The sequence below is a fragment of the Streptomyces desertarenae genome (genome assembly GCF_042681365.1).
In the GTDB taxonomy this organism is placed as follows: Bacteria; Actinomycetota; Actinomycetes; order Streptomycetales; family Streptomycetaceae; genus Streptomyces; species Streptomyces desertarenae.
This window is the reverse complement of record NZ_JBHUFU010000007.1, coordinates 216,730-230,333: the sequence shown is the minus strand read 5'-3', so window position 1 is coordinate 230,333 and position 13,604 is coordinate 216,730. Positions and strand designations below refer to the sequence as shown.

8 protein-coding genes and 2 pseudogenes are annotated in these 13,604 nt (G+C 75.7%); 3 read left to right on the top strand and 7 right to left on the bottom strand.

The window, feature by feature from the left end:
* The first annotated feature begins 121 nt into the window (after positions 1 to 121).
* Positions 122 to 2,050 (top strand): molecular chaperone HtpG, encoded by a 1,929-nt coding sequence (htpG, locus tag ACFSJS_RS14095; RefSeq protein WP_380900073.1) that lies wholly within the window; start codon positions 122 to 124, stop codon positions 2,048 to 2,050.
* A gap of 84 nt (positions 2,051 to 2,134) precedes the next feature.
* Here the strand turns inward: htpG and ACFSJS_RS14090 are convergent.
* A pseudogene (locus ACFSJS_RS14090) lies at positions 2,135 to 3,127 on the bottom strand (DUF1266 domain-containing protein).
* Positions 3,128 to 3,625: 498 nt separating this feature from the next.
* Between ACFSJS_RS14090 and ACFSJS_RS14085 the strand changes: the two are divergent.
* Positions 3,626 to 4,867 (top strand): right-handed parallel beta-helix repeat-containing protein, encoded by a 1,242-nt coding sequence (locus ACFSJS_RS14085; RefSeq protein WP_380900071.1) that lies wholly within the window; start codon positions 3,626 to 3,628, stop codon positions 4,865 to 4,867.
* A 454-nt stretch (positions 4,868 to 5,321) separates the two neighbouring features.
* Positions 5,322 to 6,314 carry an L-glyceraldehyde 3-phosphate reductase gene (mgrA, locus tag ACFSJS_RS14080; protein WP_380900069.1) on the top strand — a complete coding sequence of 331 codons (993 nt, stop codon included), beginning with the start codon at positions 5,322 to 5,324 and terminating at the stop codon, positions 6,312 to 6,314.
* 535 nt (positions 6,315 to 6,849) lie between these two features.
* On the opposite strand, the gene ACFSJS_RS14075 is transcribed toward mgrA, so the two are convergent.
* From ACFSJS_RS14075 to ACFSJS_RS14050, 6 genes and pseudogenes are all read right to left on the bottom strand, one after another.
* On the bottom strand, positions 6,850 to 8,940 hold the full coding sequence (locus tag ACFSJS_RS14075) for an N-6 DNA methylase (RefSeq protein WP_380900067.1): 2,091 nt from the start codon (positions 8,938 to 8,940) through the stop codon (positions 6,850 to 6,852).
* Between the two features lie 415 nt (positions 8,941 to 9,355).
* Positions 9,356 to 10,465 carry an AAA family ATPase gene (locus tag ACFSJS_RS14070; RefSeq protein ID WP_380900065.1) on the bottom strand — a complete coding sequence of 370 codons (1,110 nt, stop codon included), beginning with the start codon at positions 10,463 to 10,465 and terminating at the stop codon, positions 9,356 to 9,358.
* Positions 10,462 to 11,139 carry a nicotinamide riboside transporter PnuC gene (pnuC, locus tag ACFSJS_RS14065; RefSeq protein ID WP_380900063.1) on the bottom strand — a complete coding sequence of 226 codons (678 nt, stop codon included), beginning with the start codon at positions 11,137 to 11,139 and terminating at the stop codon, positions 10,462 to 10,464. Before pnuC ends, ACFSJS_RS14070 begins: the two co-directional genes overlap by 4 nt.
* 116 nt (positions 11,140 to 11,255) lie before the next feature.
* Complete coding sequence (locus ACFSJS_RS14060; RefSeq protein WP_380900061.1) at positions 11,256 to 11,921, bottom strand: hypothetical protein; 666 nt, start codon at positions 11,919 to 11,921, stop codon at positions 11,256 to 11,258.
* Positions 11,922 to 12,007: 86 nt separating this feature from the next.
* Positions 12,008 to 12,610 (bottom strand): annotated as a pseudogene (locus ACFSJS_RS14055) (PfkB family carbohydrate kinase); the annotation flags it as partial.
* 185 nt (positions 12,611 to 12,795) lie between these two features.
* Entirely contained in the window at positions 12,796 to 13,602 is an 807-nt protein-coding gene (locus tag ACFSJS_RS14050; RefSeq protein ID WP_465269795.1) for an ABC transporter ATP-binding protein, read from the bottom strand.
* Between the last annotated feature and the right edge of the window lie 2 nt (positions 13,603 to 13,604).

Genomic DNA, 13,604 nt, shown 5'->3' with positions numbered 1-13,604 from the left:
CCGGCGAGCCCTGCCCCCGCACGACGTAACATCACGGTGACAAGCACGTCCGGAGGCCCGCGCCGCCCGACGGCGACCCGGCCTTCCGGCACCGGACGACACTGGTGGGGGAATCCAGGACATGACGGCCGAGACGTTCGAGTTCCAGGTGGAGGCGCGGCAGCTCCTCCAGATGATGGTCCACTCGATCTACTCGAACAAGGACGTGTTCCTCCGGGAGCTCGTCTCCAACGCCTCCGACGCGCTCGACAAGCTCCGCATCGAGGCACTGCGCGACGACGCACTGGACGTCGATGTCTCCGACCTGCACATCGAGATCGAGGCGGACAAGGACGCCCGCACCCTGACCATCCGCGACAACGGCATCGGGATGTCGCGCGAGGAGGTCGTGGGGCTCATCGGGACGATCGCCAAGTCCGGCACCGCGGAGTTCCTCCAGAAGCTCAAGGAGGCCCAGAGCGCCCGGGACGCCGGCGCCGCGGAAGGGCTCATCGGGCAGTTCGGCGTCGGTTTCTACTCCGCCTTCATGGTGGCCGACGAGGTCACGCTGCTGACCCGCCGCGCCGGTGAGGCCGCGGGCACCCGGTGGACCTCCACCGGCGAGGGCACGTACACCGTCGAGACGGTCGACGACGCGCCCCAGGGCACGTCGGTCACCCTGCGGCTCAAGCCGGTGGACAACGACAACCGGCTCTTCGACTACACCTCCCCCTGGAAGATCAAGGAGATCGTCAAGCGCTACTCGGACTTCATCACCTGGCCGATCCGGCTGGTCACGGCGACCGGTGAGAAGAAGGACGAGGACGGCAAGGACGGCGAGGAGCCCGAGCCGGAGACGATCAACTCCCGGCAGGCCCTGTGGGCGCGGCCCAGGAACGAGGTCTCCGACGAGGAGTACCACGAGCTCTACAGGCACCTCAGCCACGACTGGACCGACCCGCTGGAGACCATCCGCATCCACGCGGAGGGCACCTTCGAGTACCAGGCGCTGCTCTTCCTCCCCGCGCAGCCGCCGCGCGAGATGTTCTCGTCGGGCAGGCGCGGTGTGCAGCTCTACGTGAAGCGCGTGCTGATCATGGAGGACTGCGAGGAGCTGGTCCCGACCTACCTGCGCTTCGTCAAGGGCGTCGTCGACGCCCAGGACCTGTCGCTCAACATCTCCCGCGAGATCCTCCAGCAGGACCGGCACATCCAGATGATGCGCCGGCGGCTGGCGAAGAAGGTGCTGTCCACCGTCAAGGAGATGAGGGCCAAGCAGCCCGAGAAGTACACGGCGTTCTGGCGGGAGTTCGGCCCGGTCCTCAAGGAGGGGCTGCTCAACGACGCCGAGAACCGCGACGCGATCCTCGCGGCCTGCTCGTTCGCCACCACCCGCGACGCGGAGGAGACGGCGACCCTCCAGGAGTACGTCGAGCGCATGAAGGAGGGGCAGGAGCACATCTACTACATGACCGGCCCGTCCCGCGCCGCCGTCGAGAACTCGCCGCACATGGAGGCCTACCGGGACAAGGGCCTGGAGGTGCTCGTCCTGACCGACCCCGTCGACGAGCTGTGGGTCGACGCGGTGCCCGAGTTCCAGGGGAAGAAGCTGCGCTCCATCGCCAAGGGGGAGGCCGACCTCGGCACCGACGAGGAGAAGGAGGAGGCCAAGGCGGAGCGGGAGCAGAAGCAGCAGGAGTACGGCGAGCTGCTGGCATGGCTGGGCGAGCAGCTCGGCGACGAGGTGAAGGAGGTGCGGCTGTCCTCCCGCCTCACCACCTCGCCGGCGTGCGTGGTCTCTGACTCCGACGACGTGACGCCCGGCCTGCGCAGCATGCTCCGCGCCATGGGCCAGGAGATGCCCGAGAGCAAGCGCATCCTCGAACTCAACCCCGGCCACCCCCTGGTCGAGGGGATGCGCAAGGCCCACGCCGCCGACGCCTCCGCCCCGGAGCTGGCGGGCATGGCGGAGATCGTCCACGGGATGGCGCTCCTCGCCGAGGGCGGCCGCCTCGACGACCCGTCCCGCTTCACCAGGCTCCTCGCGGAACGCCTGGAGCGCACCCTGTGACGGGCTGAGCGCCGCGCCCGGGGCGGGAGGTGCGGTCCGGCCGCGCCTCCCGCCCCGGTCCGGCGCACCGGGGCACCCCGGGTGTCAGTCCTCCGGGGGGAGGAAGGGGATCGTGCGCCAGGGGCTGGACGGCTCGGTGGTCAGCAGGCGGTGCGGACCGACGGCGGAGGCGTACATGTGGCCGAAGTCGCCGTCGTCGAAGCGCAGGGCGCGGCCGAGGACGTAGGCGGCGGAGAAGTCGGATCAGTCGACGTACACCTCGCGGCAGAGCCGGCCGGCCAGGACGATGGACTCCTCGACCTCCTCCCGCTCCGCCAGGCGGGCGCCGAGGCCCCAGCGGGCGAAGCTGACGGCCCGCCCGTAGTCGTAGGCGCGGGCGGAGAGGACGAAGTCGTCCCCGGCCAGCAGCCCGTCGGCCCGCATGCGGGCCTCGTAGCGGAAGATGCGGTCCGACAGGTGCAGGAGCGGCAGGATCTCGTCCCGCTCCAGGCCGTCCTTGCGCAGGAGCTCCTCCAGGACGGCCCCGAACACCTCCGGGTCCCCGGCGTACTCCGGGAAGTGCTCCCACACCTGCCGGCGTTCGGTCAGCACCGCCTCGGGCTCCGGGGGGCTGTTGCGGGCCTCCAGCAGGTGCGTCAGCTGCTCCAGCCACTGCTCCCGCGTGGTGACGCCCCAGGAGTCCCGCAGGCTTCCGACGTCGCCGGGGAAGTCCCGGAAGCCGTCCGTGAGGTCGTTCCAGGGCACCTGGTTGTGCACGGCCAGGTGCGCGCCGCAGGCCAGGCCGTGGGCGAGGTCGCCGGTCAGGGGGCCGGTGGCCAGGGTGACCAGGGCGTCGTCGCCGTGCCCGGCGTGCGGCAGGGTGGGCCGCAGCCCGCTCCACAGGGACTCCACGGCCGCCAGGTCGTGGAAGACCGCCTCGGCCGGTGTGCCGGGATTGACGATCAGGCCGTGCAGGGGCTCGCCGGGTTCGGTGTCGGCGGGCAGGGGCAGGTCGACCGCGCAGGGCACGACGTCCGGGCGGCGGGGGAGGAGCGCGCCGCGGGTGTGGACGGGGAGGTACGCCCGGCCGTCCGGCATGCGGTGCAGGACCCAGCCCCCCGGCGCGTCGTCGCGTTCGGCGCCGTCCAGCACGGCGTACGCCATCGTGTCGGTGCCGAGCAGCACCATCGTGTAGGTGTCCCAGTCCCCGCGGGCGACCGCATCGGCCAGCACCCGCTCCACGTCCGTGCCCGGCACCCAGCCGGTGCCCGCCCCCGCGTTCGGCGTCCCCATGCCGGTGATCCTAGAGGGAGGGGGTTCGGCGGCGGGCGGGGACCGGGGCGCAGTGCGGGCCTCCTCCGCGCCCGCTGGGGAGGGGGAGCGGTGGGTCCGGACACGCCTGTGTCCGCGGTGCGGGGGCCGGTGCACCACCCTTGACCCCCTGAATGAAACGTTGCAATACTGACGTGCTCATGAAAGCGCTTGCCGCTGTTCTCCGCCCCCGAGGCGCTCCCGTCCCCCCACCCTCCCCCTGGTAGCACTCCGGGACGCCTCCGGCCGCCGCGGCGGGCGTCCCCCCACGAAGGGAGAACAGGGATGGGAAGCGAAACCGCCGAATCCCCCAGGAGGCGCCGGGCCGCCGCCGTCGCGGCCGGAGTGCTGTCCGCCGCGCTGCTGGCGACGGCGGCGACCACGGCCGGGGCCGCGGAGCCCGGCACCGGACCGCAGCAGTCCCGGCAGGCCGCCGCCGTCCGCGACGCCCGCGCCGCGGGCACGGTGTCCATGGCGGCCTGCGGCGAGGGCGCCTACCACGCGGAGGCGGTGCTCAGCGGCGGCACCTGGACCGCGCGCCGGGGCGGCAGCACCGTCTACACCGGCGGCAGCATGCGCGACGCGATGCAGGCGGCCGTCAACAGCCTGACGCCGAACCGCGGTTCCAAGGAGCGGGTGGTCGTGCGCGGTTCGGGTTCGATCAGCGCCGGCACCCGGGTGTCGCTGCCCAGCAACACCGCGATCGACGTGTGCGGCACCGTCAACGTCACCGGATCCGGCTCCGGCGACCAGGCGCCGATCTACTCCCGCGGCACCTCGAACGTGGAGGTCGGGCACCTGACCGTCACCGGTACCCCGCGGTACGGGATCTTCCTGCGCAACGTGAGCAACGTGGTGCTCGGGCAGATCGAGATGCGGCTGTCGGGCGGCCTGGGGATCCGGATCGACAACCACGGCGACCGGTCGGTGCGCTCGCGCGCCGTCCGCATCGACGACGTCTTCATCTCCGGGGCCGGCGACCAGGGCGTGGAGACCTACGGGGTCGACGGGCTGACGGTCGGCACGGTCACCACCCGCGACGTCGCCTACTCGGGCCTGCTGCTGAACGACACCGTCAACGCCACCGTGGGCAGGGTCGACGCCGAGGACACCGGGACCGGCACCGGCTACGCGGCCTTCCGCATGGCCAACCGCAACGGCCGGATCGGCGGCGGCTACCCGGTCAACATCCGCGTCGGCGAGGTGGTCGCGCGCGGCGGCGGGCGCGGGGTGTTCTGCGTCTCCGAGAGCGGCGGCGCCGTCATCGACCGGGTGACGCTGACGAACACCGGCGGCAACGCCATCCTGATCGAGAACTGCTACAACGTCACCGTCGCCGGCCTGAGCGGCACGGTCAGCGGCGGCGGGGAGGTCCGGCTGGCGGCCCGCAGCGAGTTCCCCGGCAACCGGGACATCACCCTGCAGAACCTGACGCTGTCCAACACCGCGCTGCGGGAGAGCCCCTGCGGCACCAACATCACCTACCGCAACCTGACCCTGCACAACACCAGCCGCAGCACCTGCTGAACCGCGCGGCGCGCGCGGGTGCGTGAACCGCGCGGCGCGCGCGGGTGCGTGAACCGCGCGGCGCGGGCGGACGCGGGGAGGACCGGAAGGCCCCTCCCCACCCGGTGGACGGGTGGGGAGGGGCCTTCCCGCCGGTGCGCGCCCGCCCCTGCCGTCAGCGGTCGGCCGCGCCGCCCCGCACGACGCAGGACCGGTCGCCCTCCCGGCCCCGGCCCCAGCCGTCGCCGCCGGGGTCGGAGGTGCCGCCGCCGACGCGGTACGGGTAGCCGTTCGGTGCGGTTCCGCCGCTTCCGCCGCCCCGCGTTCCCCCAGGTCGGGCCCACCGTTCCCCGCGGCGGGGCAGCCGGCCCGCACCGGCCCGCACCGGCCCGGCCGGGGCGGGCGCGGCGTGTAACGTTGCGACCGCCGGGGCGCCGGCCCTCACGCACGCCCAGTACCCCTCCGGAGGAGCACCATGACCTACCTCGCCGCAGAAGGGCGCTACGACACCATGCCCTACCGCCGGGTCGGCCGCAGCGGGCTGAAGCTGCCGGCGATCTCGCTGGGGCTGTGGCACAACTTCGGCGACGACCGCCCGCTGGAGACCCAGCAGGCGATCCTGCGCCGCGCCTTCGACCTGGGCGTCACCCACTTCGACCTGGCCAACAACTACGGCCCGCCGCCCGGGGCCGCCGAGGCCAACTTCGGCCGCCACTTCGCCCGGGACTTCCGCCCCTACCGCGACGAGATCGTGGTCTCCACCAAGGCGGGCTACCTCATGTGGCCCGGCCCGTACGGCGAGTGGGGCTCCCGCAAGAGCCTCCTGGCCAGCCTCGACCAGAGCCTGAGCCGCATGGGCCTGGAGTACGTCGACGTCTTCTACTCCCACCGCCCCGACCCGGACACGCCCCTGGAGGAGACCATGGGCGCCCTCCACTCCGCCGTCCGGCAGGGCAAGGCGCTGTACGTCGGCGTCTCCAACTACAGCCCCGAGCAGACCCGCGAGGCCGCCCGCATCCTGGCCGACCTGGGCACTCCGCTGCTGATCCACCAGCCGTCGTACTCGATGTTCAACCGCTGGGTGGAGGACGGGCTGCTCGACGTCCTGGACGAGGCGGGCGCAGGCTCGATCGCCTACTCCCCGCTGGCCCAGGGCCTGCTGACCGACCGCTACCTGTCCGGCATCCCCGCCGACTCGCGGGCCGCCGGCGCCAGCCCGTTCCTGACCGCCGAGGGCATCACGGAGGAGACCCTCGCCAAGGTCCGCGCGCTGAACGGGATCGCGCAGCGGCGCGGCCAGACCCTGGCGCAGATGGCCCTGGCCTGGGTGCTGCGGGGCGAGCGGGTGACCTCCGCGCTCATCGGGGCCAGCAGCGTGAAGCAACTGGAGGACAACGTCGCGGCCGCCGCCGGCCTCGACTTCACCGACGAGGAACTGGCCGAGATCGACCGGTACGCCACCCGCTAGCTCCGCAGGGGCGCCCGCCGCCCCGGCGCGCGGCGGCGGGCGTGCCCGGTGCTCGGCGGGCGGGGCCGTCTCGCGGAGGAACCGCGTCGGCACGCCGGCCACCGCGCCGGGCCGTTCCAGGCTCGGCAGGTGGCCGGCCCAGGGCGGCTCCAGGTGGCGGGCGCCGGGGATCCGCTCCGCCGGGCGGGCGGCGATCCCGCGGAAGTCCGCCGGGTCGTGCGCGCCCGACACGGCCGGGCAGGGCGCCCCCGATCCGCGGGGGATCGACCGGAGCCTCGGCCGGAGCGAACTCCTCCGTCGCCGCCGACCGCACCGTGAGGGCGTGCCGCCGCATCCGGCGGACCCGCCGCCGCACCGCGCCGCCGGCCTCCGGCCCCAGCCGCGTCCCCGCGTTCAGCTCGACGGCCCCGGTGGGACCGCCGGCCCCGGGCAGCGCCTCCTCCCGCCCGTCGAAGGAGCGCGGCGCGGCCCCGGGTGCGTGCCCGGGCATTCCGGAGCAGAGCGGCACCAGGGCCGTGACCGCCTCCGGGCGGGGTCAGCCGCCGGCCGCCAGCCGGCCCGAGGCCAGGCCGTCGCTGAGGTCGCGCACCAGGCGGGAGCCCAGGTCCTCCAGCCGGGCGCGGTGCTCCTCGAAGGCGGTGAGCCGGCGGAACACCTCGCCGTAGCGCTGCTGCTCGTCCGGCGGGAGCTGGAGCACCTGGAGCCTGCGGACGTCCACCCGGGAGGCGCTGGAGGCGTGGGTTCCCGCCTGCCGTCCGTTGGCGGGCGCCCGCAGGCAGCCGGCCAGGAACCAGGCGTCCAGCTTCCCGGGGTCCACGCGCAGGGAGTGCAGCTGGGCGCCGAGGGCGGTGGGCGGCCCCTGGTGGACCCAGGCGGTGAAGGCGCGGGCCACCCCGGCCACCACCACGTCGCCCGGTTCGGCCACCAGCAGCCCGCGTGCGGCGGCCTCCGCCCGGCTCAGCCGGCCCGTCGGGCCGCCCGCCCGGAGCAGGTCCGGCACGGTCAGCAGGGGCAGGACGTCCTCCTGCGGCGCGCCGGGCGGGGCGAGCGCCTCGTCCGGCGGCTGCCGGCCGGCGCGCAGCACCAGGGCCCCGGCGCGGACGAGCTCGCCCACGGTCGTCGACGGGGGCCTGCGCCCGCCCGCGGGGACGGGCTCCAGGGCCTCCAGCGCCCGGCCGGCCTCGCGCAGCCCGTCGACGGTCCCGGTGAACTCCCGCCAGGTGTCCGCGAGACGGAGCCCCCCGTCCTCGGCCGCCGGGGAGACGTGCCGTCCAGGGGTGAGGTCGACCTCCTCGTCCAGCAGGTCGATGGCGGGCGTCAGGCGGGCGCCGTCGGGCGGTCCGCCCTCCCCGCCGCAGGCGGCCGCCACCGCCGAGCGCACGAAACCGTCCAGGGCCTCCCAGTCCACCCCGCCCTCCCGGGACGCCGCGTGCTGCGAGGCCGCCGCGTCGGCCAGCAGCACCCCGGAGCCCCCGGAGGGGGGCGCCCCGGCGTCGGGGGAGCGCAGCAGCCACAGGTGCAGGGAGACGCTGTGCGGCTGGGCGCAGCCGGGGGGCAGGGCGATCACGCCGCGCAGCAGTCCGGCGCGCAGCAGCGCCCCGCGAATCCTGCGGCCGGCCCGGCGGGAGGCGACGGCCGGCGGCAGCAGCAGGACGGCGGTGCCGCCGGGGCGCAGCCGGGCCAGGCAGTGCTGGACCCAGGCGAGTTCGGACTCGGTGCGCGGCGGCAGCCCGTGCACCCAGCGCTGGTCGGTGGAGAGCTCCTCGTAGCCCCAGTCGCGCTCGTTGAACGGCGGATTGCACAGGACGACGTCCGCGGTGACCGCGGCGTGCGGATCGGCGCGCAGGGAGTCCCCCTCGCGCACGTCCGCCGTCACCCGGCCGTCCCCGTGCCCGTCCTCGCCCCCGTGCCCGTCCTCGCCCCCGTCCTCGTCCCCGCTGCCGCCCTCGTCCTGGGTGAACGCCAGCCGGGCGGCGGCCAGGGCGGCCAGGGCCGGGTCGATCTCGCAGCCCAGCAGCGAGACCGGCCGGGCGCCCGCCTCCACGGCGGCGCGGGCGGCGGCGTCCAGGACGTGGGCCGCGCCGCAGGCCGGGTCCAGGACGGTCAGCGGGGCGCCGGGCGGGGGCGGCCGGAGGGCGAGGGCGACCCGGGCCATCAGGACGGCCAGGGGGCGCGGGCTGGCGCTGACCTGGCGGACGTGGACGTCCAGCCAGCGCTGCAGCAGGAACTCGAAGGTCTCCCGGGCGCCTTCGCGCTCCCCCAGGGCCACCGCCTCCGCGGCCAGTTTCCGGGCCCGTTCCGACAGGTGCGGACCGGACGGGCGGGCCCGGCCCCCGCGCATCCGCCGTCCGGCCTCGGCGATGGCCATGCCCGCCTCGTCCCGGCTGCCGAGCGCCTCGAAGCCGGGCCACAGCAGTTCGCGGCCGCCGCCGTCCCCGAGCTTGCCGTTGGCGCGCAGCCACGCCTCGACCTCGGCGAGGGAGAACTGGGGGCTGGTGTCGGTGCCGCCGATCCGGGCGGGGAACGAGTCGTGCCGCCGCCGCCAGTTGCTGACGGCGGCCCGGCCCACCCCGGCGATCCGCGCGATCTCCGCCAGTGTGACCGGGACTGCGCGTGTGGGGGGCATGGGCGTCTCCGGGTCGTCTGCGGGGCACCGCGGGGGCTGTTCGAACGCGGGGCCGTGGGGAGCCCCTCGAATCGAACAGGCGGTGTCATGGGCAGCGTACTACGTTCGTTGACTGCGTTCACGATGCCGTTCTCCGCGCTCGGCCGCGGGAGCGGCCCGTCCGGTCCCCGCCCGGCTCCTCCCGGGACTCACCCGCGGCCGCGCACCTCGGCGAGCACCTCCTCGGCGGCGCGCCGCCCGACGGCGGCGAGCGCGGCGTCGGTGGCGATCCCGTCGGCGTGCATCCTGGCGGCGGGCACGGACCGGCTCCTTCCGGGGGGCGGAGGGGATGTCAGGACAGCAGCCCGGGCCGCCTTGCGTCCACCGTTTTCCACCGCCCCGCTGTCCCGCCCCCGCTGTCCCGCCCGCCCGGCCCTCAGCCGCGCTCGGGGAGCGGGTCGGCGAGGTGCCACCCGCGGGCCAGGAGGTCGTCGACGGCCGCCACGGCGGCGCGCAGCCGCTCCCGGTGGGCTCCGGTGACGAGGAGGTGGGGCAGGCCGCGCCGGGACAGCTCCGCGCGGAAGCGGCCGGTCATCCAGGCGCGCAGGTGCTCGCCGTCGCGCAGTCCGTCGTCCTCGAACGGCACCCCGGTGTGGTCGGTGAGCAGCCACAGGTCGTGCCGCGCGCCGGCGGCGACCGCCTCCACCGCCGCGCTGCGGCCGCCGACGTAGCGCTCGTACCACACGGTGGTGGCCAGCGGGTCGGTGTCGCAGAACAGCACCGGCGAGCCGACCCGGGCGGCGGCCTCCTCGGCGGCGAGCTGGCGCCGTGCGATCAGCTCGAACTCGTGCGGCTCCCACACCACGTCGCCGAAGGCCGCGCCGGGCCGCTCCGCCCGCAGCCGCGCGTACTTCTCCGCGCTGTGCCGGCGCCCGTACTCGGGCACCCAGCCGGTCTCCCCCCACACCCCGCCGCGCGCCCGGTAGTGCCCGGCCAGGGCGCGGGCCAGGGTGGTCGTCCCGGTGGACTCCGCGCCCAGCACCACCACCCGCCGGGCCAGCGCCGCCCGCACCGGCCCGGCCAGGTACGGCCAGCAGCCGACCGGATCCTTGCGGACGGCGGTGCCGGAGACGGGGTGCGCGGTGCGGTCGGCGTCGACGGTGACCGCCGCCGCGCCGAAGCGGCGCCCCAGCTCCGCGCCGTAGGCCTCGGAGGTGAACACGGCGTCGACCGGCCCGGGGACGGCGGCGCGGAAGACGGCCATGTGGGCGTCCCAGACGGCGGGGTCGGAGTAGTCGACGGGGACGTCGTCCACCGTGCCGACGACGTCGACGTGCCCGTCGGGGTGGACCTCGCGCATCCAGGCGACCCGGTCCTCCAGGGGGATCGACTCCACGGACGAGGCGCACACCAGCACCGTCAGCCGCCGGCAGCGGGCGGCGGCGGTGCGCACCAGGTGGTGGTGGCCGGCGTGCGGCGGGTAGAACTTGCCCAGCACCAGCCCGTGCCCGAACTCCCGGCCCGGCCCGCCCGCGGTCCCGCTCACGCCGCGGCTCCCACCGGGGGCGCCGGGGGCCGGCCGGTGTCCGCGCGCCCGTCCAACTCGCGCCGCCAGCCGCGCAGTCCGGCCACGCACAGGGCCATGAAGCCGACGTAGAGCAGCGAGGTGAGGTACAGCTCCTTGTAGGCGTACAGGGGGACGTAGACGACGTCGGCGGCGATCCACAGGTACCAGCACTCCACCTTCTTGCGGCACTGGCCGTAGGTGGCGGCCAGCGACAGCGCGGTGGTCAGGGCGTCCCAGAAGGGGACGTCGGAGTCGGTGGCCCGGTCCAGGAACAGCGTCAGGGCGGCGGTGGCGACCGCGGCGGCGGAGAGCAGCACCCACCAGGTGCGGGCACCGGTGCGGCTGACCGGCAGCCGCCCGGCGGCGGCCTCCGGACCGCCGGCGACCCACGCCCGCCAGCCGTAGAGGGCCAACGCGATGTAGACGACCTGGAGTCCGGCGTCCGCGTACAGGCCGGCGGTGCCGAACAGCAGGATGAAGAACAGGTTGTTGGCGATGCCGATCGGCCAGTTGGCGATGTGCTGCCGGGCGACGAGCCACACGCACAGCGCGCCGCTGCCGAAACCGAGGACCTCCGTCCAGGAGACGGGGGTGTCCAGCAGGGTGAACAGGGGCTGCTGGAGGGGGGCGAGCAGGTCCGCGACGTCGTCCACGCGACGACCTCCTTAAATGTCAAAGTGACGATAACGGGGGCCGTCCGGTGGCGGCAAGGGGGGTCCGCCCGTTCGCCGGGCGGGCCGGGCCGGAACGCCCGCCCGCCGGGGCGGCCCTACCGGGCCCGCGGGTAGCCGATGGCCGCGATGTGCCCGGCCAGCCCGGCGAGCGTGGCCGCGGGGTTCAGGGCGGCGACCGCCTCGTCGGTCAGCGGACGCAGGGCCAGCACGTGGCGGACGGCCGCCGGGTCCACCGGCCTGCCGTAGTAGTCCCGGGCGAAGTCCGCGAACGCCTCCGGCGAGCGGTCCACCAGCAGGCCGAACAGGTACGCGGAGCCGTCCGGGTCGTCCGCGCCCTCGGGGAAGGCGATCGTCCCCGCCCGCCAGGCGCCGTCCCCCCGCTCCCGCCACAGGCAGGCCGTGACGTGGGGGAGCCCGTCCTCGCCGCGGAACGCCGGCTCCCCGACGTACCGCCGGAAGACCTCCGGGACCTCGTCGAGCACGCCCGGCCACGGCCGGTCGTCCACGTAGGGGCTCATGGGCGACTCGTGGTCGAATCCGCGCACCCAGGCGCCGGCCGGTGAGAAGACGACCGAGTACTCGTCCCCCGAACCGGTCTCCATCGAGGCCAGCTCCTCCGTGCGGGACCAGTGGGCGGCGAAGTGGTGGCGGCGGTAGGACCCCTCCGGCTCCAGGACGGCCTCGGCCATGGCCAGGGCGCGGCAGTGGTCGCGCAGCGCGGCGATGTCCGGCAGGCGCCGGGCGATGTCGTGGACGGTCATGCGCCCATCCAAGCGGACACCGCCGACAACCGGACGGCCCCCGCCCCGGCCCCGGCCCCGGTCGGCCCGGTACCACCGCCGCGCGGTCACGGACCGCCCGGCAGCCCGGCCGCCGCCAGGAGCGCCTGCGCGGAGGCGAAGGCGGCGGCGCCCGGCGCGGTGCAGGCGTGGGCCCCGGCCACCGCGCCCAGGCGGGCGCACTCCGGCACGTCCCGGCCGGTGAGCCTGCCGTACAGGAAGCCGGCGGCGAAGGCGTCGCCCGCGCCGTTGGAGTCCACCACCGGCCCGGGCGGGACGGCGGCCGGGACGTGGCGCGGTTCGGGGCCGCCGTCCCGGGTGAGCACGTGGGCGCCGTCCGCACCCGCCGTGGCGACCACCGTCTGCGCCCGGCCCTCGCGCAGGATCTCCCGCATCAGCTCCGGCGTGCGCTCGCCCGCGCCCGCCGCGCTGAGGAAGACCGGGTCGGAGCGGAGGGCGAACTCCCGGTGGTGGTCGGCCACCCCGTCCCAGTCGTGCAGGTCGGTGGAGACGGGGACGCCGAGTCCGGCGAGGTCGTTGTGGAGGAAGCGGGCGAAGTGCGGGATGCACAGGTGGACGTGGCGGGCGCGCCGCAGGTGGGGGAGGTGGAACTCCCGGGGCATGCGCAGGCCGGCCGGGTCGCGGCCGTCGTAGAAGGACGTGCGGCGGCCGGCGGGACGGGCAGGGAGGCGACGCGGACGACGGTGTCGACCCCGCTGCCCCCGACCACCAGGACGTCGTACGGCCCGTTCCCCCCGGGCACCGCCTCGGGCACCACCGCGCCTCCCCGCCTTCGCCGTCGCCCCAGTACGGGGTGCGGCCGGGCGGGGCGCCGCACCGCGCCCGCGGCGGCGGATCAGGGCGCCGCTGAGGCGGCCGCCAGACCCGTGGGGCACACCACCGGAGTGCCGTGGACGGGATCGGTGAGGATGGTGCTCTCCACCCCGTACAGGGTGCGCACCAGGTCGGGCGTCATGACGTCCGCCGGGGCGCCCCGCGCCACGATCCGCCCGTCCAGCATCGCCAGCACGTGGTCGGCGTACCGGCAGGCCGTGGTCAGGTCGTGCAGCACCAGCACCACCGTGCGCCCCCGGGCGGCCAGGGAGCGCACCATCTCCAGCACCTCCAGCTGGTGGCCGATGTCGAGGGCGGAGGTCGGCTCGTCCAGCATCAGGATGTCGGTGTCCTGCGCCACGGCCATCGCGATCCAGGCGCGCTGCCGCTGCCCTCCGGAGAGCGTCTCCAGCGGACGGTCCGCCAGCTCCCGCAGGTCCGCCGCGTCCAGCGCCGCCTCCACCGCCTCGGCGTCCGCCCGCGACCACTGGCGCAGCAGCCCCTGGTGGGGGCGGCGGCCGTGGCGCACCAGGTCGCGCACCGTCAGCCCGTCCGGCGCCGCGGCCGACTGCGGCAGCAGGCCGATCGTGCGGGCCACCTCCCGGGTGGGGATCGAGGCGAGCGCCCGGCCGTCCAGCAGCACCGAGCCGCCGCGCGGCGCGAGGAGCCGCGCGAGTCCGCCGAGCAGCGTCGACTTGCCGCAGCCGTTGGGGCCGACGATCGCGGTGACCCGGCGCGGCGGCAGCTCGACGTCCAGCTCCCGCACCACGGGGGTGCGGCCGTGGGCGAGGGTCAGGGACCTGGTCTGGAGCCGGGAAGCCTCGGCCACGG